We start from the raw sequence: 20,496 nt of genomic DNA on the forward strand, positions 1-20,496 counted from the left end.
GCTATAACATACTCGATCTTTCGTCGATTTGGTTAATGTTTAATTGTATAAGTCGAATTATAGAAATATCACAGCCATTTGTCAATCTGAACTGCGAGAAAAATAAAAATATATTCATCACGGTGTTTCTTTTACAGAAAAATGGGTGCGGGCATGGATGACAGCCACTCTCAGCATTGCCAAAAGCGGGACGGCTACAATCAGTCCGAGCACCCCGCCTATTTCGCCGCCGACAATCAGCGCTCCCATGATGAATAAGGGATGCATATGCAGGCTTTTCCCAACGATGAGCGGGGAAAGAACATTTCCTTCAAGGAACTGCAGGACTAACACAACAACCACCACTTTGAGGATCATGTCAGTCGATATCGTACTGGCTACAATCGCTGCCGGGACTGCCCCAATTATCGGACCGAAGTAGGGGATGACATTTGTGATTCCTACAATAAGCCCCAGCAGCAGCGGATATTTCATGCCGAATAACCAAAAAGAGAGAGTGGCAAGTGCTCCTATCAAAAAGCACACTAACAACTGCCCTCTAATGTATCCCCCCAGTGATTCATCCAGGTCTTTCAGGAATTCCCCCGCGCTGCATCTCCACTTCTGCGGTGTGAGACTGGTCGCAGCTCTCTTCACTTTCGGGAAATCTTTCAGTAAGTAAAAAGAAATAAAGGGCACAATCGCAAACAGCAGCAGGCTGTTCATGACCTTTAATACTCCGGACAAAAGCAAAGCGACAATTCCATTAAGCCACGCTTCAAACCTTTCTATTCTCGATTCCAATTCATGCTGGATACCGTCCGGCCAAGTGGAAGTCTTGTTTTGTATGTACTCCAGCCAGCGCTGATACTGATCCGTGTAAAGAGGGGCATTTTCAGCCAAGTCCTTTAATTGATGAATAATGACAGGAATCCCTTTGTAAACCGCATAGCCCAGGCCGCCAAAAAAGAGAATGTAAATCAGCAGAATGGCAACTCCCCGGTGAATTCCCGCCTTGAACAGTTTCTCAACCACTGGATGCAGCAGATAGGTAATGAAGCCTCCAAGCAAGAAAGGAATCAATGCAATGACCACTACGCTTAAAACAGGCTTCCAAACCGGCTGCAGCAGATAGAAGACATAAAGCGTAATCACGGCCAAAAGGGTGATTGCCAGCCTGTACAGCCATCTGACATAGAGGCGGTTATTCATCTGTCCACTCTCCTCCCTTCTTTGGTCTGGGTTCTGTTCGTAAAATTTGCTGCCTTTTGATTTAAATTTTAAAAACTATTTGCCATGATTGAGCTGAAACAACCTGTTAAGCAAGAAAGAACAGTGCTGCTCCCCCTGTTCAAAAATAAAATTTCAGATTCCAGGGGAAAATCCGGCACTTGGTTTTTTCCGAAAGCAACACAATTTATAAGTAAACAGCCATGGTCTTTGATACTCCTTAATGTGGGCAAAAAAATGGAAACCATTCAGGTTATAGGGTGGGATATATAACGAGGAAAAATTCAAGGGATGATGTTGTACTTCTGGGTAAATTAAGATATTTTAAATTTGAAAATAGCTGGCTATGGGTATCTAGGGAGATTTTAGAGATTCGATGGCATCGATATTTGCTGGGCATGGGTCTTTTGAGCACCCTTAGAGACCTGTTGGCTTTGAGATTTGCTGGGCTTGGGTCTCTTGGGCACTTTTAGAGACCCATTGACGTAGGAAGTTCCCGCGAAGTGGTCTTTAGAACACGCTTAGAGACCCATTGGCGTTGGGATTTACAGCGAAGTGGTCTCTTGGGCTTGCTTAGAGACTCATTGGCTTTGAAATTTCCCGCGTAGTGCTCTAAGACATTCTTAGAGACCCATTAGCGTTTGAAATTGCAGCGAAGTGGTTTCTAAGACATTCTTAGAGACCCATTGGCGTTAGAAATTGCAGCGAAGTGGTCTCTAGGGGCTTGCTTAGAGACCCATTGACTTTGAAATTTCCCTCGAAGTGGTCTCTTGGGCTTGCTCAGAGACCCATTAGCGTTAGAAATTGCAGCGAAGTGGTCTCTTGGGCTCGCTTAGAGACCCATTGACGTTGATATTTCCCTCGACGTGGTCTCTAAAGCACGCTTAGAGACCCATTGGCGTTGGAACTTCCCGCGAAGTGGTCTCCAGGACAAGCTTAGAAACCCATTGCCATTAGAATATCCCGCAAAGTTGTCTCTTAAGAATACTTAACTCTCAGCAAAAAGCTGCAATCATAAAAAAACAGAGGGAAACAATCCCCTCTGCTCTTAAAACATCTTTTTCATTTGTTTGCGCATTTTTTTCATACTTTTTCCGTTCATCATGTTTGAACGGCGAGAAGCCACTGTCGCAGCTATTCCCGCTCCGAATCCAAGCATAGAGACCATTGTTTTGTTCAAGGTGCCCACCTCTTCCTTTAACTTAATTGGCGGTCTTCCTCATCAAACAAATCATCTAATGAACTTAACGTTCCATCTTCCTCGACCTGATGGGTGTGTATGACACCCTTTGTGATAGAAAGCTCAATAAAGCACTTCCAGCAGTAATACTGGTTAATGCCAATTTTGCCTATATCCTTGCTTTGACAATTTGGACATTTCATCATTCGGCCACCCCTTCAAATCCGTGGCAGAAACTGCTTTTCAGGCTTTTTGACAAACCTTGGATAAAAGTAGTTTTTTGCCCTGTTTTCCAGTAGCCATTATGCCCAAATTGTACAAAGCCTATTCAAATTCCTTTCAAACGAGGAAGAACGGCGCCAGTAGTTTCTAAAAAGCACCCGAAAGCTGCTGCTCCCGGATACTTATATAGTTTGCCTACTTAAAGAAAATCATAAGGTGTAACGTTTTCCATTCCGATCATCGGGTCGGCTTGAAGCATTTCCTCCAGCGGATTTTTCATCTGTTCTTCTTCAGACTCCAAATCCTCTGTCACTTCAGACCCTATCTCCTTAAGCTTTTGGTAAAGAGTAGTCAGTCTTTGTACGTCTTCTTCTCGTTCCACACCCATTTTCAAGGCTTGTTCCTCACCGCAGAGGACCAGCGCGTTACGGCTCCTTGTGATGGCTGTGTACAGCAGATTGCGGCGGAGCATCCTGAAGTAGCTTTTCACCACAGGCAGGATGACAATCGGAAATTCACTTCCTTGTGACTTATGTATGGAACAGCAGTAAGCCAGTGTGATTTGATTCAACTCCTGGCGGGTGTAGGTAACTTCATTTCCTTCAAAAGAAACGAGTACCATGTCCTGTTTTTCCGTATTTTCCTTGGCATAGAAGATAGAAATTACTTCACCTATATCGCCGTTAAACACATTGCTTTCCGGCTGGTTTACAAGCTGCAGGACTTTGTCGCCGATCCGGTATTTTGTGTCACCGAAAGTAATTTCCTTCCGGGTGCCGTCATTGCTGTTGAAGATTTCCTGAAGCATGACGTTAAGGTTGTCGATTCCCGCAGGACCTCTGTACATCGGGGCGAGCACTTGGATATCCTTCGCACTGTACCCTTTCGTTTTAGCATTGGTGACCACTTTTTCCACCACTTCAGCAATCTGGGCGGTCGTGCATTTGATAAACGAGCGGTCTTTCTGAGGCTGAAGCAGGTTCGTTGGCAGCCTGCCTTCCTTCATTTCATGAGCCATCTCAATGATGGAGGAGCCTTCTTCCTGACGGTAAATATCTTTTAAACGAACTGTCGGAATCACTTCTGATTTAAGGAGATCTTTTAAAACCTGCCCAGGACCGACTGAAGGCAGCTGGTCTTCATCTCCAACAAGAATGACCTGTATATCATCAGGAAGTGCCTTGAACAGCTGATTGGCAAGCCAGGTATCGACCATGGACATTTCATCGACGATCAGCAGCTTGCCTTTAATTGTACGTTCTTCATCATAATCAAAACTGTCGGTGCCATTCCAGCCCAGAAGCCTGTGAATCGTACCAGCGGGAAGGCCGGTTGACTCTGTCATTCGTTTGGCAGCCCTTCCTGTAGGGGCGGCCAGCAGGACAGGAAATGGTTCATCCTTGTATTCTTTGGGATCAAGCGAACAGCCGTGCAGTTCAGCATACAGCTCGACGATTCCTTTAATAACCGTGGTTTTCCCTGTACCGGGACCTCCAGTCAAAAGCATCATCGGGGACATTAGAGCCGTCTCGATTGCTTCTTTTTGAGTTGGTGCATACTGGACGTTCAATCTCTCTTCCAGCCCGCCGAGCGCCATCAGGAACTCAGACTGAGGGAATTGATCCGTATATTGATCTTGAGAGAGCAGCTTATCAATGTTGGTGACCAGCCCTTTTTCAGCAAAATAAAGAGAAGGAAGGTACACCCTTTGTTCTTCGCCTTTAATTTTCCCCTCTTCTTCCAGTTTGATCACTTCAGCAGAGATATCATCAAAATTGATTCGTTCACTTTGGCTCTTTTCGAGCAGAGCTTTGACGTTTTTCAACAGTGTTTCCGCTTCAAGATATACATGTCCATCCTGCAGGCAATTTTGCTCTAGCGTATAGAGGCACCCAGCTTTAATCCGGTCAGGGTGATTTCCTGTGAGACCCAGCTTGCTGCCGAGTTCATCCGCGCGCCCAAACCCGATCCCCTCAATATCCTCTACTAATTTATAAGGATTTCTCTGAAGAATTTCGAGAGTCTGTTCTTTGTATGCCTGATAAATCTTCATGGAAATCTGGGGACCAAACCCATATCCATTCAAGCTGATCAATACTCTTTCCAGCCCCTGATGTTCCACTAAGGAGTCATAAAGAGACTTGGCCTTTTCGGGAGGAAGTTTTGGAATGTCATCAAGAAGGGAGGGACATTCCAAAATCTTGCTGATGGCATTTTCACCCAGCTGCTCCACAATTTTTTCAGCTGTTTTCTTTCCAATGCCTTTGAATAATTCACCGGACAGGTAGTCAACGATCCCCTGCTTCGTCTGAGGGATCTCTTTCTTGAAACGCTGTGCGAGGAATTGCATGCCAAACTTCGGGTGGTCCTTGAATGCTCCATGAAAGACATAGGTTTCCTGTTCATGAATTTTAGGGAAATGGCCGGTGACTACGGCTTCCTTGTCTTCATATTGTGCATTCGTGGACTCCACCCTGATCCTGATGACAGAATAGAGGTTGCTTTCATTGTGGAAGATGGTGACAAGATGCTTGCCTTTAACATAGATTTCATTTTCATCGAAAAGTTCTAAGGAGTCTTGCCTGCTCATTTAGAAACCTCCTTGTTTCCAAGTTAATTCTTAACTGTTAAGCTGATCGATCATTTTTAAGCCGTACCCTGCCAGCATGTGATCCGGCTGGACTTCAAGAGCTTTCTCAAAACAGCTTCTGGCTTTTTCGGCGTCATCAGAGTAGCCGGCATGTGCAACTCCGAGGTTATAGTAAGCATCTGCATGCTCAGGATCTTGTTCAACCACTGTTTCCAGTTGTTCAATGGCTTCTTTATAGGCTTCCGTTTTCGCCAGGCACAGGCCGTATTGAAAACGTGCTTCCGTATCTTCGCCGTTCAATTCGACACTTCTCATAAGGTAAGGAAGCGCAAGTCTCGGCTGCTCCAGATTCACAAGGCTGAGGCCCAGCATGAAGAAGACATCTTCGTTCTCCAGCCCTTTTTGGACCGCTGTCTCAAAAGCCTCTTTGCTAGCATCAAAATTTTCTCCATTGAAATAAAGGTTGCCAAGAGAGTAATAAGCGGATGCAGCATTCCCATCAAGAGATATCGCTCTCTTTAAGAATTTCTCGGCCTTCTCATTTTCTCCTACTGAAAGCAGGACATTTCCAAAGTTTATGTAGGCTACCGGATCTGTTGGGTTTTCTTCAATTGCCTCTGTAAAAAATGAGACTGCCTCTTCGATTTTTCCTTCTTGAAGCAGTTCGATTCCTTTTAAATTCTTATCCATATGTAAACACCTCTGGTTTGAATTATTTGTTACCTGTTTATGTCCCTAGTATATCATAACCGCTTACTTCACTAAGAAAAGCAGTATTCAAAAAAACAAGGTTAACCAGATCAAGAATCTGATTAACCTTTTGGGCCCCTTCCAAACTTTTTTAGTTGTTTTGGAGATATTGCAGCTGTAAGGAAAAATGGATTTCCGCTCCAGCCGTCCGACTCCGCGGGGCGGGCGGCGAGCCTCCTCGGCTTCGCCTGCATATAAAGTGGAAGCGCCCTGGTCAGCCCCGACAGGCAAATGTTCTCAAGAGAAAAAAAGGCGCTTTTTCCTTTTATTCTCTTGAGGTTATTTGACCCCGAGGGGATGGGCGCTGCAACTGGATTAGGGGTCTCACCTGTCCCGCTAGTCCCGCAGAAGATCGTACGTCATCCGCTCCAATCCCTCTTCAAAGAAGGAAGAATGTAAAATGGAAATTAAACACAAGTTTTTTTAGTAAGGCTGTTTTCGCATATATTATTGCTTTCCGAAAAATCCCAAGTGCCGGATTCCCTCCCAGATACTAGGAGTTTTATCTCATTTTGAGGGAGAGTAGCTCTTTTCTTTTCGGTGATACCAGTTTTACCCTCTTAATATGTTTTTTCCGACTAAGTATCAAATAGCAACAGAGTTCACAAAAAGATCCTTTAGTAAAGAACCTCTCTTAGTACCTATTTATAAATTTAATAAATTCTTGCTTGTATGCTGTCAACCTACAAAATCAAGTTTTTTTCCATCCTTGAATATTTCATCAATTGTGCCGCCGCCCAGGCATTCGTCGCCATTGTAGAATACGACTGCTTGTCCAGGGGTTACAGCTCTTACAGGTTCTTTGAATATCACCTTGGCATTGCCGTCCTGCAGGAGCTGTACTTTGACAGCATGGTCCTCCTGGCGGTAACGGAACTTGGCTGTGCATTCAAATTCTTCCAGCTTCGCAGTATCGGATGTCCAGCTGATATCCACCGCTTGAATGCTGTCCGAATAAAGAGCAGGATGGTCAAATCCTTGCTCAACGAAGAGGATGTTACGATCAAGGTCCTTGCCGATAACAAACCAAGGGTCACCAGCTCCACCGATTCCAAGCCCCTGCCTTTGGCCGATTGTATAGTACATCAGGCCGTCATGCCTGCCTTTTACTTCACCGTCCAGCGTTTCCATATTGCCTGGCTGTGCCGGCAGGTAGTTGCTTAGAAATTCTTTGAAATTTCGTTCGCCGATAAAGCAGATGCCTGTACTGTCTTTTTTGGATGCTGTCGCAAGCTCTGCTTTCTTAGCAATTTCCCTTACTTCTTTTTTATCAATGGAACCAATCGGGAACATTACTTTTTCCAGCTGCTCCTGTCCCAGTTGATTAAGGAAATAGGTTTGGTCTTTATTGGAGTCCTTGCCGCGAAGCATTTTGTACTCTCCATCACGGTATTCGACCTGGGCGTAGTGCCCGGTAGCCAGGTAGTCGGCACCAAGCTTTAGTGCATGTTCCAGGAATGCCTTGAACTTGATTTCTTTATTGCACATAACATCAGGGTTCGGAGTGCGCCCTGCTTTATATTCATCAAGGAAGTAGGTAAACACCTTATCCCAATATTGCTTTTCAAAATTGACGGCATAGTAAGGGATGCCGATCTGGTTGCAGACCCTGATCACATCTTCGTAATCTTCAGTCGCGGTACAGACTCCGTTTTCATCGGTGTCATCCCAGTTCTTCATGAAAATGCCGATAACATCATATCCCTGTTCTTTCAATAAAAGTGCTGCGACGGAGGAATCCACGCCTCCTGACATGCCGACGACCACTCTAGTATCTTTAGGTTCCTTCTTCACAAAAGGCACCTCCTTTATCTATTATAAAGGCAAAATAATCACACGTTTATTGCCTATGTTCTTTTATGCTTTGCTTTCAAAACAATAGAAAGATTTTAATACAAAGAAAGCAGTTAGACAAGAGAATGAACTCTGCCTTATTTTCTCAGACGGTTGACAATCTTGCTGACTTCTCTTCCGGCATAGATGATATCTTCCTCGGTATTGCCGATGCCGAAGCTGAAGCGGATGGAATTCCGCAAGCGCTCAGAATCCTTGCCGAACATGGCGAGCAGTACATGAGAAGGTTCAATTGACCCGGCCGTACACGCTGAGCCGCTTGATACCGCAATCCCTGCAAGGTCCAGATTCACAAGCATCGATTCGACGTCAGTGCCCGGAAAACTCAGGTTGAGCACATGGGGAAGCGATTGTTCCAGGCTTCCATTCAGGTAAAATTCAACATTCTCTTCTTTTAGAGTATCAATCAGGATACCCTTAAACCCTATATATTCTTCTGTCTTTTTATCCATCTCTTTCTGGGAAAGCTTGATCGCTTCGGCCATTCCGACTAATGAGGGCAGATTTTCGGTTCCTGCCCGCCTTTTTCTCTCTTGTTCCCCGCCGAATGTCTTGGCCTCAAGAGGTACATTCTTTCTGGCATATAGAAATCCGACACCTTTTGGACCATTGATTTTATGTGCGGAAATGGAAAGCAGGTCGATGTTTTCCTCTTCCACATCAATTTTTTTCATACCAAAAGCCTGTACGGCATCTGTATGCAATAAACTGCCTCTGCTTCGGACCAATTTCCCGATTTCGGAGATCGGCTGTACGGTCCCCACTTCATTATTGCCATACATGATGCTGACCAGGATGGTATCCTCTCTTAAAGCAGACTCGACATCCTTGATAGAAACACGCCCTTGTTCATCCACAGGCAAATAGGTTATTTCGAACCCTTCCTTTTCCAGCTGTGCACAAGTGTGGAGAACGGCATGGTGCTCAATTGAGGAAGTAATGATATGCCTTCCTTTTTCTTTGAGAGCATGAGCAGTACCGGAAAGAGCCAGATTGTCTGCCTCCGTTCCTCCGCTGGTGAAGATGATTTCATTGAAACCGGCACCAATGCTTTTGGCGGCAGCCATGCGTGCGCTGTCAAGCTTTTGTCTGGCATCTCTTCCTGAAGCATGTATGCTGGATGGATTGCCGTACGTCCCTTTCATTGCTTCTGTCATTACATCGATTACACGGGGATCCATTGGGGAGGTTGCCGCATTATCGAGATAAATCGTCTTCATTGTCATTCCTCCCATTAAATATGGCTGTTTTCGCATAGATTGTTGCTTTCGGAAAAATTCCAAGTGCCGAAGTTTTCCCCGGATACAAAGGATTTCTTCTATAAACGGTGGATGCAGCGCTTTTTTTTCTTACCAGGATATTTCAGTGGAATTACGGCGTTGTTTTCCGAATTTCATATAAAATAATAGCAGTGAAAAGAGCTTAAATATAAAACATATAGGCATCTGACTCGCCTTCGTCCGTATAGCCTGCCAGATCTTCAATTGTTGTATTGTCCAATACTTCTTTTACAGCGTCCCTGATCCGCATCCACAGTTCACGCTTTGCCGGTTCCTCGTCTTCTATTCCTTCAACCGGGGAAATCGGGCCTTCAAGGATCCTTATAATATCTCCGGCTGTAATCTCGGAAGGTTCATGACCAAGCACGTACCCTCCATAGGCGCCTCTGATACTTTTGACCAGTCCTGCATTTCTTAATGGTGCCACGAGTTGTTCAAGGTAGTGTTCAGATAAGTTTTGAGCCTTAGCAATCGACTTCAGGGATGTTGGTCCCTCTCCATGGCGCTTTGCCAGCTCTATCATAATTGTCAAACCATAGCGTCCCTTGGTAGAAATCTTCATAGTTTTCGCCCCTCAATCTATCTTTATACAATGCTTTTTACGTAAAATGTTATATGGTTGATTTCAAAAAAAATATTCTTCTAAAGTGGCTATTAAAAACGAGTTGATCCCCTCTCCAATCAACGACATGAAAAAACAGATTGGAATAGTGAACAGCAACATTCAGTAAAGAACCTAAGAAATTCTGCATTGTGCAAAACATCTATTATACAAATGAAAGATATAAGTAATTTTCTCTTAGTAACTTTTGTCATTATAGCATAATCAACGGTTGCTGTTAAAAATCGTTTTTGATAAAGGCTTTTTTAAAAATTTGTGCTATGTCTATATAATCTCAAAAATAAGATCATAAAAATCCTGCTAAACATGGGTGAAAAGAGCTGCTTACCCCATTTAGAGAGAAGAACCTTAGTATTCAGGGTAATCCCAAAATTTGAAAACTGCATTATTAAAAGTCTGTTGCTTTTAGATACTATTTTACCTCCTCCCTTTTTGCTTAGAGAGATTGGAGCGGAAGACGTACGACCTCCTGCGGGACTAGCGGGACAGGTGAGACCCCGCAGTCGAAGACGAGGAGGCTCACCGCCCGCCCCGCGGAGTCGTGCGGCTGGAGCGGAAATCGTTTTCTTTCAAGAGCCGAATCTTTGTAAAAACAGTCGCATTAAAAGAGCCTTCATTTCAAAAAAAGCCGGCAGTATGATAAATTAGTACAATAATGAGAACGCCAGTTTGGAGAGATGAAAATGAGTATCAAACCGTTGGCCTACCGGATGAGGCCCCGTACAATCAGCGAAGTCATCGGCCAGCAGCATCTCGTTGGCGAAGGGAAAATTATTGACCGGATGGTGAAGGCCAGGCAGCTTTCTTCCATGATCCTCTATGGTCCGCCGGGCATAGGAAAGACTTCCATTGCCAGTGCCATAGCAGGCAGCACCAATTATGCCTTCAGAACACTCAATGCCGTAACGAATAATAAAAAAGATATAGCCGTAGTTGCGGAAGAAGCCAAAATGTCGGGAAAGGTCATTCTTCTATTAGATGAGGTGCATCGCCTGGATAAAGCGAAACAGGATTTCCTGCTGCCTTATCTGGAAAACGGAATGATTACCCTCATTGGAGCAACAACCAGCAACCCTTATCATGCGATTAACCCTGCAATCCGTTCACGCTGTCAGATTTTCGAATTGAAGCCGCTCTCTGTCGATGACATGAAAACAGCCTTGGAAAATGCAATTAGGGATGAAGAACGCGGACTTGGCAAGCAGAATGTTTCGGTCGGAGAGCAGGCTCTCACGCATCTTGCTCAGGCAAGCAACGGAGATGTAAGAAGTTCATTGAACGCTCTTGAATTGGCTGTACTTTCAACTCAACCTTCCGAGGATGGAAGAATTGAAGTCACAGTTGGAATCGCAGAAGAGTGCCTACAGAAAAAGAGCTTTTCTCACGATAAAGATGGAGACGCGCACTATGATGTATTAAGTGGTTTCCAGAAATCCATCAGGGGCAGTGATGTGAATGCGGCCCTCCACTATTTAGGCAGGCTTGTTGAAGCAGGAGACCTGCCGAGCATTTCAAGGAGACTCCTGGTCATCGCCTATGAAGATATCGGACTCGCAAGCCCACAGGCAGGACAGCGGACATTGGCAGCGGTAGAAACGGCTGAAAAAATCGGATTTCCTGAAGCAAGGATTCCGCTTGCCAACGCTGTCATCGAGCTATGCCTGTCTCCAAAATCCAACTCTGCCATCAGTGCCATCGATGCTGCTTTAAAAGATATCCGAAGCGGCCGTAACGGAGAGGTGCCTGCTCACTTAAAAGATGCCCATTATGCAGGTGCCAAAGAGCTTGGAAGAGGAATAGAGTATAAGTTTCCGCATGATTATCCGTCAGGCTGGGTCAAGCAGCAGTATCTTCCTGACGTTTTGAAAAATGCCCGCTATTACGAGCCAAAAGATACAGGGAAATTCGAATCAGCCATATCGCAGGTGTACAAAAAGATTATGGGACAAAAGTAATTTAGGAGGGTTCAGGCAGCCCTCCTCTTTTTTTGTTTTGTGAATTATCGGGTAAACCACCAAACGAAAAATAAAATAACTGCTGCAATGAACCAGATAAGTGCGGCAATATGTTTCCTTTCCGTTTTTTTCTTTTTAGAAAACCCAGCGGCTGCACCACTCATTAAAGCAATAGCTATTGCTGTCCAAGTCCAAAATGACATAGAACTTCCCCTTTCTTAAAATCCATAAGAATACTTGTTAAGTATCCATCCAAAAACGAGTAAGATTTGAGATAAAAACAAAACGCCCTGCACTAAATCACAGGACGTTTCAAATGTCACTTATAGGTTAGCCACTCCAAAAATGCGTCTAACTGCTTTACGCCGCCACGTCGCGCTTGTTAAAGACGATAAACGCGAGAAGATGGAAAATGACAAAGTAGATGAGCAAGACCGTAATAGAAAATCCTAAGGTCATATCTTCCACTAGTTTCGGCATAGCCCCCGTATACATTCTCATTTCAGTATTCGCAAACAAACTGTATTTTGCCCAATCGTATTTCATAGCAATAAAGCCAGTTGCGGTACTTCCCATGAACAAGAGGAACAAGGAAATACCAATGGCAAGGGAACTGCTTCTGAATACTGCCGAAATCATGAACGCCATTGTCGCCATCATCGTAATACTGATAGTACTTAGCAGATAATTTTTGATAGAGAAAAACAGCATACTTTGTTCTTGCACGGTCCCATCAATATAAACAAGATGAGGTTGACTGCCTCCTCCACCAAAAAATATTGCGCCCACAATTGCCGAAAGAACAAACAAGGTGGCTAACAGGGCCGCTCCAAAGAGCAGGACAGTAATATATTTGGATAGAAGGATTTTGGTTCTCGATATTGGTCTTATCAGCAAAAGCTTGATCGTTCCCCATGTGAATTCACCTGCAACAATCCCTGCAGCAATAATTATCGCAAATAGTCCTACAATATCGATAAAGTTGGCATTAAAGTTAACAAATGACCACATATTTTCTCCGCTTACAGGCTCGATATCATTCTCAAGTCTATATTCATTGATGGCAATTCTCTCTTCCGTCAACTGTTTGTTAAAGGCCGGCATACCTTGACTTTCTTCAAGGATCTGCTTATCACCTTCAATGTTCGCTTGAGCTTCCTGCTTCCAATCTCCTTCAGGTGCATCGGCTGCTCCAATAAATTTCATGGCGGATCCTGCACCAATGACTAACAAAACGAGGAGTCCAATCATAACATAAGTTCCAGGGCGGCTGAATATTTTAATCCACTCATTTTTAATCAGGTTAAACATTTAAGGTGTCCCCCTTTTCATTCGTAATTTCCAGGAATCGGTCTTCAAGGGTTTTGCTGACCGCCATCACGGAATAGATATCAATATTATGCTGTACCAGGGTACTGATCAGTTCAGGTACTTGCTCTTTTGCTAAAGCGACTTGCACTTTCCCCTCTGTGAGTCCGTGCTGAAGGTCCGGGTAGGCATCGGTAATTACAGCCGCAGCTTTTTCTGCTTCTCCAAGTTCAAGCTGATAAACGAGCTCAGTGCCCTGCACAAAATCCTTCACTTGCTGAACATCGACAAGTTTTCCTTTTTGTATGATCCCAATCCGGTCACACATCATTTCCATTTCAGAGAGCAAGTGGCTTGATACAATGACCGCCATACCGGTCTCCCTTGCCAGCCTGCGGATATAATCACGAATTTCGCGGATACCGGCTGGATCAAGTCCATTTGTTGGTTCGTCCAGGATCAGCAATTTAGGATTGTGAAGCAGACATTGGGCAATCCCGAGCCTCTGCCTCATTCCCAAAGAATACGTCTTCACTTTATCGTGAATACGGTCTGAAAGCCCTACGAGTTCCACCACTTCTTTTATTCTCTCGTCTGTAATGCCTTTGTGCATCCGGGCAAAATGTTTCAGATTTTTATACCCGGACAGAAATTTATACAACTCAGGGTTTTCCACGATTGCTCCAATGTCTTTTATGGCCCCTTCATAGTTGCTTTTTACACTGACTCCATTGACCGCGACATCACCCTCAGTAATCCCCATAAGGCCCACGATCATTCTGATTGTCGTCGTTTTACCGGCTCCATTCGGTCCTAGAAATCCAAACACTTCGCCTTCCAAGACGCTAAATGAAAGTGAATCAATGATTTTCTTGCCTCTGATCACCTTGGAAACGTTTTTTAGTTCTAATACTGTTTTCAATTTTCTTCCCCCTTATATTCATTGTTTGTATTTGACTTCAGCCACTCCATTACCGATATTCCTCTTTCTTCTCTTAACTCCTCAACAATGCAGTGACCTTTTACAATTCCATCCTGAAGGATATAGGCTTCATCCAGAAGAGCCTCAATTTCATTTATTTCATGAGTCGCTATGATGACTGTCTGGGTTTCAAAGTCGATAAAAGATAAAAGACTTCTGACAATCGAATCCCTGACCATTGGGTCCAAACCGGAAAATGGCTCATCAAGCAACAGAAGGTCCGTCTTTCTCGAGAGAACGAGGACAAGCTTCAGCCTTCCTCTCTTTCCTTTTGAAAGCTGCTTGATTTTCACTCTTGGCTGGAGCTCCATGTATTCCAAAAGTTGGAGAGCTTTTTCTTTGTCAAAATCGTGAAATTGGGATTCATAGAAATCAATCATATTTTCAACAGAGAAGGTATCATAAAACATATCAAGTTCTGTTAAGTATCCAACCTTTACTGCTGCTTTTCTCGTCACTGCCTCGCCATCAATCGCCACTGTGCCCGAAGAAGGATATACAAGGCCGGCCAGGAGCTTAAGCGTGCTGGACTTGCCGCTTCCATTTGGTCCAAGCAAACCGTAAATCTTGCCGGTTTCAAATGACAAATCCACATTTTTTAATGCGAAGCTGTTTCCATATTTCTTGCTTACATCAATTAATTCTGCACTCATGAGCTCTTCCCTCCTTCACCCTTTATATAAGAGGAAAGATCGTCGAGTATTTTTTCCTCCGTAATCCCCAGCTGCCGCATGCTGTCAATAAAACTGTCCATGATTTCCCGCTGGACTTTATTTTTCAACTCCTGAAAAAGTTCTTCTTGTTCTGTCACAAAGGTCCCCTGCCCCCGCTTTGTTTCCACCACTTCCATCCTCTCCAACTCACTGTAAGTTCTTTGAATTGTGTTCGGGTTGACTCCCGACTTAACAGCCATTTCCCGGACAGACGGCAGTTTCTCACCCGGAGTAAGTTCTCTTCTAACGATGCTGACGATGATTTTATCTGCAATCTGCATATAAATCGGTTTTGCTGCTTTGTATTCTTCTGTCATGACTAAACCTCTACCTTTCGTTCCAGTATCCAGCTGGCTGCCAGAAAGATCACTGCCGCCAGAATGGCATACAGCAGAAAAGGAATCACAGGAAGATGTATAAAGTCACTTCCGGTTGTAAAGTTTTCCGGTCCCACTTCAATGAAGAAGTGCCCCTTAACTTTTACAGTCCATAGATTGGTGAATTCCCTGAACCAATCCAGAGTCAAGGCGAGCGATGCAATGACTTGATACAAGGCAAAAATCAATACCAGGATAATCCAGCGGAATCTCTTCAGCAGAGGTGATTTCCCCAAACCGTAATACACAGTCCAGTAAAAGAAAACCCAGCAAGAGAAATAAATCGCGCTTGAAATGACCGCTACATTAAAAAATATGCTTTCTTTCCACGGCAGAAACAGGATATCATCGCTCTGCCATGCTAAGCTGATGACTCCCAGAAAATCAACCAGCAGAAGAGATAGAACTGTATAGCTAAAGGCGACAGTCAATTTGGAGAGCAGCAATTTCCATCCTGATTGAACTGTGTAGAGCCATAGCTGCGTTCTGCCCTCAATCATCAGCATACTTAAAAGAATCAACGGCATAAAAATAAGCTGTGATAGCCCCTCCATGAAGACAACCATTATAGAAAATTCCATGATGTGGTAATAAGCTGCAAAACTAACTCCTACTATATAGAAAAAAATAAGCAGCGCTAACCAGCCGAAGAACCAGAACCGCGATATCGAATAATCTTTCCGAAGCAATCCAATAAATGCTTTCATATTTGCCTCCTGTAGTAGTGTTCTAGTTAGATAGTACACCGATACACTATATCAAGTCAATAACAGTTTGCATTTTTTTTCAAGTTACTTCTGAAGGCTGTGAATAGCTGCCGGAATAGCTCAATTTATTTTTCACATAATAAAGGGACAGCCGCTTATGTATTGGAGGTGTTCCTATGGATAAGGCTGCAGAAAAAAAGAAAAAATGGACAGAGGAAGAAGAAAGAATTCTCTCCGATATCGTCCTTGCCTTCACTAATGATGGAAAGACACAAAGAGAGGCATTTGAAAAGGCTGCTCATACTATTGGACGAACACCGGGAGCTTGCAGTTTCAGGTGGAATAATAAATTGAAAAGTAATTTCAATACTGCCGGAGATACCAATGTATTGAAAGAACCCACATTGGCAGACTGTATTTCTTTTCTGGAAACTTTCGAGACGGATGAAGTTTTGATTGCAGAGAATACAAGGTTGAAGGAAGAGCAGGCTGAACTTAAGAAGAGGCTGCATAATGCAGAGGTAACGTTCGTTGAATTGAAAAAAAGGCATAAAGTATTGCTGTTTCAGATTGATACTCTGGATACTTCACTTCAGTAAAAAAGCTGTTTTCTCACGAATTGTTGCTTTTGGAAAAACAAGTGCCCGGATTTACCCCCATTGAAATTGAAGTTTTTCTTTCTAAGAAGGAAGATCGGCTGGAGCAGGGTGTTTTCGCTCTAATCGCATGCTAGTTACTCACTTCTTTCAGATTACAAGGTTATTTTTGCTCTATTATGGCGATCATTTCAAAATTGATATGAATGTTTACAAAAAGATTCTAAAAAAAGCTGCCAATGGCAGCTTTTTTGCATCAATCATTTACTCTTTTAATTTCGATGGAAGAAAGAAGTTCACTGATCACATGGCTGGCAGCGATCAATCCGGCCACTGAAGGAACAAATGCGTTTGAGGATGGCGGAATCTTCGCCTTCCTGATCTTAGCATCTTCTTTACCGACTTCCTGCCTGATTTCCTCTCTTATGACAATCGGGCTCTCATCTGAAAAGATAACTTTAACCCCTTTGTGGATTCCTTCTTTTCTTAATCGGGTACGGATCACTTTCGCAATTGGATCTGTATGTGTTTTGGAAATATCCTTAATCATAAAACGTGTTGGATCCGTCTTATTGGCTGCTCCCATAGAAGAGATCAAAGGGATATCCCTCTCGAGGCATTCTTTAATCAGATGGATTTTATACGAGATAGTGTCAGAGGCATCCACAACAAAATCCAAGCCATAGCTGAAGAACTCCTCATAGGTTTCTTCTGTATAGAACATTTTCAAAGAAATCACTTCACACTCAGGATTGATATCCTTTATGCGTTCTTTCATAAGATCCGCTTTAGGCTTGCCGACTGTTGAAAGCAGGGCGTGAAGCTGTCTGTTGATATTCGTTATATCCACGTCATCTTTATCTACAAGAACAAGGCGCCCTACTCCAGAACGTGCAAGAGCTTCAGCTGCGAAAGAGCCGACACCGCCGATTCCCAGAACAGCCACAGTGCTGTTCTTCATAATATCCAAGCCTTCTTTACCGATTGCTAATTCATTTCGTGAAAACTGGTGTAACAATTAAATCATCTCCGTTATAAGAAGTTTCAATGTATGATTACTGAAATAAGAATAAACGATGGTCCGCTTTAATGCAACCTATCCTATAGGAATAATGTTTCTAATGCATTTTTTTAAAAGGATGTGTTTCCAATGAATGCTACTTTAAATGAATTGATTTCCGCTCCAGTCGCACGACTCCGCGGGGCGGGCGCTGAGCCTCCTCGGCTTCGCCTACGGGGTCTCACCTGTCATCAAAAGTGGAAGCGCCTTGCTCAGCCCCGACAGGCAAATGTTCTCAAGAGAAAAAAAGGTGCTCTTCCCTTTTATTCTCTTGAGGTTATTTGACCCCGAGGGGCTAGGCGCTGGAACTAGACGTCCGCTACTCCCGCAGGAGGTCGCACGCCTTCCGTTCCAATCCTTTTCGAAAAAGCATTGGAGGGTAAAAATAACATAGAAAAGTAACAATCTTTTAGAATGAACCTCTTAAAATTAAATACGCCTATACAATAAACATATACTATACTTCCTGGCTGAATGGTATTCAGCTACAGACATATCTCATCTGGAAATACTATCTCCTGACCGAAGCGGATCGGACTTCACACACATCTCAGCGGAAAATACTCTCTCCTTACCGAAGTGGCACTGACTTCAGACATATCTCACCAGGAAATCGCCTTCTCCTGTCCTATGACGAAGAAACTACAGACACATCTCAGCGGAAAATGTTCTCTCCTGTCCGAAGTGGAACCGACTTCAGACATATCTCACCAGGAAATCGCCTTCTCCTGTCCGATGACGAAGAAACTTCAGACACATCTCAGCCGAAAATACTCTCTCCTGACCGAAGTGGAACCGACTTCAGTCATATCTCACTAGGAAATCGCCTTCTCCCGACCGATGACGAACAAACTTCAGACATATCTAAGCCAAAAATTCTATATCCTGACCGATGCCGGCCGACTTTCAAGCTTTTCTCCATTATTTCATTCACTCATATATATATCCATAAAGCAAAACCGGAAATTAACATTATTTTCACTGCACTACATCTTCATTTTACCCTCAGCAGACACAAAAAAACCCCTTGCCGAAGCAAGAGGCAGTAACATTCAATATAGTAGTTTAACAAAGTCCCGATTGTGCCGTCGCTGAGGATCTATCGTTTTGAACCCGCACTCAGCAGGTGGGTGCCTTGTTCCAAAGCTTTATTAGTCCTCCAGCCAGAGGCATTAACGCCGCTTGAAAACGTCAGGCTCCCGTAGATAGAAATGTTCGGTCAAAACTAATAGGTAAAACAACGAACACATCAGGACTTTGTTAAGCTGTTGTAAAGATAATATCACAATTATCAATTAATATCAATTTTAACCGGTTAGGTCTTATTCACCATTTTTTAGTCTTAGCCCAAGTTCGTCCAGCTGGGCTGTATCTACTTCACTTGGAGCGGCTGTCAGCAGATCACTTGCGCTCGCTGTCTTAGGGAAAGCAATTGTGTCCCTTAGATTGCTTCTGCCGGCGAGAAGCATTACCAGTCTGTCTAGTCCAAGTGCAATCCCCCCATGAGGAGGTGTCCCGTATTCAAAAGCTTCCAGCAAGAAGCCGAATTGTTCCTGAGCCTCTTCCTTAGAGAAACCAAGGACTTCAAACATTTTTTCCTGAACGTCACGCTCATAGATACGAAGTGACCCTCCGCCGAGCTCATAGCCATTCAGAACAAGGTCGTACGCTTGGGCGCGAACTTTGGCCGGCTCTGTCTCAAGCATCTCCACTTCACTTCTTACCGGCATCGTGAATGGATGATGGGCAGCATAGTAGCGGCCATCTTCTTCATCATACTCAAGCAGCGGCCAGTCTGTCACCCATAGGAAGTTGAACTTGCTTTCGTCGATTAGACCCAATTCTTTTCCCAGTTTCATTCTCAAAGCACCTAGTGCGTCTGCAACAACTGATTTTTTGTCAGCAACAAACAGCAGGAGGTCGCCTTGTTGAGCAGATGCATACTCTCTTAAAGAAGATTGTTCTTCTGAAGAGAAGAATTTTGAGATAGGTCCCTTCAGTTCCGCTTCTTCAACCTTCATCCACGCAAGGCCTTTAGCGCCGTAACGGCTCGTGAATTCAGTCAATCCATCTATGTCTTTGCGGGAGTACTTTTCAGCTCCTCCCTTAACATTAATCAATTTAACCTCTCCGCCGTTGGCAACTGTGCTGGCGAATACCTTGAACCCTGAATCTTTAACTGATTCAGAAACATCGACCAGTTCCATAGCGAAACGAGTATCCGGTTTATCTGAACCATACCGGCTCATGGCATCCTGGTAAGTCATCCGAGGAAATGCCTCAGTGATGTTCATTCCTTTTACGTCCTTCATCAGCTTCTGCATCATCTTTTCAACCAGCGCGATGATTTCCTCTTGATCCATGAAACTCATTTCGATATCAATCTGAGTGAATTCCGGCTGGCGGTCAGCACGTAAATCTTCATCGCGGAAGCAGCGGGCAATCTGGTAGTAGCGGTCGAAGCCGGAAACCATCAGCAGCTGTTTAAAAATTTGCGGCGACTGAGGGAGTGCATAAAATTCACCAGGGTGCACTCTGCTTGGCACCAGATAATCACGTGCGCCTTCCGGAGTGCTCTTAGTCAGGATCGGCGTTTCGACATCTAGGAAATCATTTTCACTTAAGAAGTCACGGAATGACTTGGTTACATTGCTTCTCATCTGGAACGTGTCCAGCATCGCTTTTCTTCTTAGATCCAGGTAGCGGTACTTTAATCGAAGTTCCTCAGAAACCTCTTTTCCATCTCCAATGACAAATGGAGGCGTCTTGGCTTCATTGATGATTTCCACTTCTTCCACATGGATTTCAATTTTGCCGGTCTTAAGATTTTCATTCACTGTTCCTTCTTCCCTTGCTGAAACAATGCCGATTACAGAAAGAACGAATTCGTTCCTGATTTTTTCAGCAGAAGCCAATGCCTCGCTTGATGTTTCCGGGTTGAAAACTATTTGAACGATGCCTTTCCGGTCCCTCAGGTCGATGAAAATCAAGCCTCCAAGATCTCTCCGTTTTTGCACCCATCCCTTTAGTGTCACTTTTTCACCGATGAATTTCTCAGTCACTTCTCCGCAATATACTGTTCTTCTCATAT

The 20,496-nt window shown here is 43.9% G+C and carries 18 protein-coding genes and 1 other RNA gene; 2 read left to right on the top strand and 17 right to left on the bottom strand.

Annotated features, from left to right (window positions below):
- Positions 1–117: 117 nt before the first annotated feature.
- The 8 genes from FZC79_RS03500 to cymR all read right to left on the bottom strand — a co-directional run bounded on the left by FZC79_RS03500 (position 118) and on the right by cymR (position 9,647).
- Positions 118–1,191 (bottom strand): AI-2E family transporter, encoded by a 1,074-nt coding sequence (locus FZC79_RS03500; protein ID WP_148945489.1) that lies wholly within the window; start codon positions 1,189–1,191, stop codon positions 118–120.
- 1,066 nt (positions 1,192–2,257) lie between these two features.
- Positions 2,258–2,398 (bottom strand): DUF3918 family protein, encoded by a 141-nt coding sequence (locus tag FZC79_RS03510; RefSeq protein ID WP_148945491.1) that lies wholly within the window; start codon positions 2,396–2,398, stop codon positions 2,258–2,260.
- 8 nt (positions 2,399–2,406) lie between these two features.
- Positions 2,407–2,595 carry a hypothetical protein gene (locus FZC79_RS03515; protein ID WP_148937764.1) on the bottom strand — a complete coding sequence of 63 codons (189 nt, stop codon included), beginning with the start codon at positions 2,593–2,595 and terminating at the stop codon, positions 2,407–2,409.
- 215 nt (positions 2,596–2,810) lie between these two features.
- Complete coding sequence (gene recD2, locus FZC79_RS03520) at positions 2,811–5,201, bottom strand: SF1B family DNA helicase RecD2 (protein ID WP_148945492.1); 2,391 nt, start codon at positions 5,199–5,201, stop codon at positions 2,811–2,813.
- 30 nt (positions 5,202–5,231) lie between these two features.
- On the bottom strand, positions 5,232–5,891 hold the full coding sequence (locus FZC79_RS03525) for a tetratricopeptide repeat protein (RefSeq protein ID WP_148937766.1): 660 nt from the start codon (positions 5,889–5,891) through the stop codon (positions 5,232–5,234).
- Positions 5,892–6,629: 738 nt separating this feature from the next.
- The gene (gene mnmA / locus FZC79_RS03540) at positions 6,630–7,745 is read right to left on the bottom strand and encodes a tRNA 2-thiouridine(34) synthase MnmA (RefSeq protein ID WP_148945494.1); all 1,116 of its coding nucleotides are present in this window, start codon (positions 7,743–7,745) and stop codon (positions 6,630–6,632) included.
- Between the two features lie 137 nt (positions 7,746–7,882).
- Positions 7,883–9,025, bottom strand: a complete 1,143-nt coding sequence (locus FZC79_RS03545; protein ID WP_148945495.1) for a cysteine desulfurase family protein — start codon at positions 9,023–9,025, stop codon at positions 7,883–7,885.
- A gap of 202 nt (positions 9,026–9,227) precedes the next feature.
- Complete coding sequence (cymR, locus tag FZC79_RS03550; protein ID WP_113927447.1) at positions 9,228–9,647, bottom strand: cysteine metabolism transcriptional regulator CymR; 420 nt, start codon at positions 9,645–9,647, stop codon at positions 9,228–9,230.
- A gap of 743 nt (positions 9,648–10,390) precedes the next feature.
- On the opposite strand from cymR, the gene FZC79_RS03555 reads away from it, so the two are divergent.
- On the top strand, positions 10,391–11,662 hold the full coding sequence (locus tag FZC79_RS03555) for a replication-associated recombination protein A (protein WP_148945496.1): 1,272 nt from the start codon (positions 10,391–10,393) through the stop codon (positions 11,660–11,662).
- 44 nt (positions 11,663–11,706) lie between these two features.
- Here FZC79_RS03555 and FZC79_RS22950 read toward each other — a convergent pair whose 3' ends face one another.
- The 6 genes from FZC79_RS22950 to FZC79_RS03580 all read right to left on the bottom strand — a co-directional run bounded on the left by FZC79_RS22950 (position 11,707) and on the right by FZC79_RS03580 (position 15,749).
- The gene (locus FZC79_RS22950; protein WP_187442629.1) at positions 11,707–11,865 is read right to left on the bottom strand and encodes a hypothetical protein; all 159 of its coding nucleotides are present in this window, start codon (positions 11,863–11,865) and stop codon (positions 11,707–11,709) included.
- 157 nt (positions 11,866–12,022) lie between these two features.
- Positions 12,023–12,973 carry an ABC transporter permease gene (locus tag FZC79_RS03560; RefSeq protein ID WP_148945497.1) on the bottom strand — a complete coding sequence of 317 codons (951 nt, stop codon included), beginning with the start codon at positions 12,971–12,973 and terminating at the stop codon, positions 12,023–12,025.
- Entirely contained in the window at positions 12,966–13,892 is a 927-nt protein-coding gene (locus FZC79_RS03565; protein ID WP_148945498.1) for an ABC transporter ATP-binding protein, read from the bottom strand. The genes FZC79_RS03560 and FZC79_RS03565 overlap by 8 nt, the downstream gene beginning before the upstream one ends.
- A complete protein-coding gene (locus tag FZC79_RS03570; RefSeq protein ID WP_148945499.1) occupies positions 13,889–14,605 on the bottom strand; it encodes an ABC transporter ATP-binding protein in 717 nt (238 codons plus the stop codon). The genes FZC79_RS03565 and FZC79_RS03570 overlap by 4 nt, the downstream gene beginning before the upstream one ends.
- Positions 14,602–14,982 (bottom strand): GntR family transcriptional regulator, encoded by a 381-nt coding sequence (locus tag FZC79_RS03575; protein ID WP_148945500.1) that lies wholly within the window; start codon positions 14,980–14,982, stop codon positions 14,602–14,604. Before FZC79_RS03575 ends, FZC79_RS03570 begins: the two co-directional genes overlap by 4 nt.
- A gap of 2 nt (positions 14,983–14,984) precedes the next feature.
- Complete coding sequence (locus FZC79_RS03580; protein WP_148945501.1) at positions 14,985–15,749, bottom strand: hypothetical protein; 765 nt, start codon at positions 15,747–15,749, stop codon at positions 14,985–14,987.
- A 176-nt stretch (positions 15,750–15,925) separates the two neighbouring features.
- On the opposite strand from FZC79_RS03580, the gene FZC79_RS03585 reads away from it, so the two are divergent.
- Positions 15,926–16,348 carry a hypothetical protein gene (locus tag FZC79_RS03585; protein ID WP_148945502.1) on the top strand — a complete coding sequence of 141 codons (423 nt, stop codon included), beginning with the start codon at positions 15,926–15,928 and terminating at the stop codon, positions 16,346–16,348.
- A 253-nt stretch (positions 16,349–16,601) separates the two neighbouring features.
- On the opposite strand, the gene FZC79_RS03590 is transcribed toward FZC79_RS03585, so the two are convergent.
- The 3 genes from FZC79_RS03590 to aspS all read right to left on the bottom strand — a co-directional run bounded on the left by FZC79_RS03590 (position 16,602) and on the right by aspS (position 20,494).
- Positions 16,602–17,363, bottom strand: coding sequence for a tRNA threonylcarbamoyladenosine dehydratase (locus FZC79_RS03590; RefSeq protein WP_148945503.1), 762 nt, complete (start codon positions 17,361–17,363; stop codon positions 16,602–16,604).
- A gap of 1,111 nt (positions 17,364–18,474) precedes the next feature.
- A non-coding RNA gene (gene ssrS, locus FZC79_RS03605) (6S RNA) lies at positions 18,475–18,664 on the bottom strand.
- 63 nt (positions 18,665–18,727) lie between these two features.
- Positions 18,728–20,494 (bottom strand): aspartate--tRNA ligase, encoded by a 1,767-nt coding sequence (aspS, locus tag FZC79_RS03610; RefSeq protein WP_148945505.1) that lies wholly within the window; start codon positions 20,492–20,494, stop codon positions 18,728–18,730.
- Positions 20,495–20,496 lie beyond the last annotated feature (2 nt).

Source organism: Rossellomorea vietnamensis, from assembly GCF_008180615.1.
GTDB lineage: Bacteria > Bacillota > Bacilli > Bacillales > Bacillaceae_B > Rossellomorea > Rossellomorea vietnamensis_D.

Excerpts from the sequence above, each read along its gene's own strand:
- recD2 (WP_148945492.1), bottom strand. The coding sequence starts at position 5,201 with ATGAGCAGGCAAGACTCCTTAGAACTTTTCGATGAAAATGAAATCTAT.
- FZC79_RS03555 (WP_148945496.1), top strand. The coding sequence starts at position 10,391 with ATGAGTATCAAACCGTTGGCCTACCGGATGAGGCCCCGTACAATCAGC.
- FZC79_RS03575 (WP_148945500.1), bottom strand. The coding sequence starts at position 14,982 with ATGACAGAAGAATACAAAGCAGCAAAACCGATTTATATGCAGATTGCA.
- FZC79_RS22950 (WP_187442629.1), bottom strand. The coding sequence starts at position 11,865 with ATGTCATTTTGGACTTGGACAGCAATAGCTATTGCTTTAATGAGTGGT.
- FZC79_RS03580 (WP_148945501.1), bottom strand. The coding sequence starts at position 15,749 with ATGAAAGCATTTATTGGATTGCTTCGGAAAGATTATTCGATATCGCGG.
- FZC79_RS03545 (WP_148945495.1), bottom strand. The coding sequence starts at position 9,025 with ATGAAGACGATTTATCTCGATAATGCGGCAACCTCCCCAATGGATCCC.
- cymR (WP_113927447.1), bottom strand. The coding sequence starts at position 9,647 with ATGAAGATTTCTACCAAGGGACGCTATGGTTTGACAATTATGATAGAG.
- FZC79_RS03525 (WP_148937766.1), bottom strand. The coding sequence starts at position 5,891 with ATGGATAAGAATTTAAAAGGAATCGAACTGCTTCAAGAAGGAAAAATC.
- FZC79_RS03570 (WP_148945499.1), bottom strand. The coding sequence starts at position 14,605 with ATGAGTGCAGAATTAATTGATGTAAGCAAGAAATATGGAAACAGCTTC.
- FZC79_RS03500 (WP_148945489.1), bottom strand. The coding sequence starts at position 1,191 with ATGAATAACCGCCTCTATGTCAGATGGCTGTACAGGCTGGCAATCACC.
- FZC79_RS03585 (WP_148945502.1), top strand. The coding sequence starts at position 15,926 with ATGGATAAGGCTGCAGAAAAAAAGAAAAAATGGACAGAGGAAGAAGAA.
- FZC79_RS03515 (WP_148937764.1), bottom strand. The coding sequence starts at position 2,595 with ATGATGAAATGTCCAAATTGTCAAAGCAAGGATATAGGCAAAATTGGC.
- FZC79_RS03560 (WP_148945497.1), bottom strand. The coding sequence starts at position 12,973 with ATGTTTAACCTGATTAAAAATGAGTGGATTAAAATATTCAGCCGCCCT.
- aspS (WP_148945505.1), bottom strand. The coding sequence starts at position 20,494 with ATGAGAAGAACAGTATATTGCGGAGAAGTGACTGAGAAATTCATCGGT.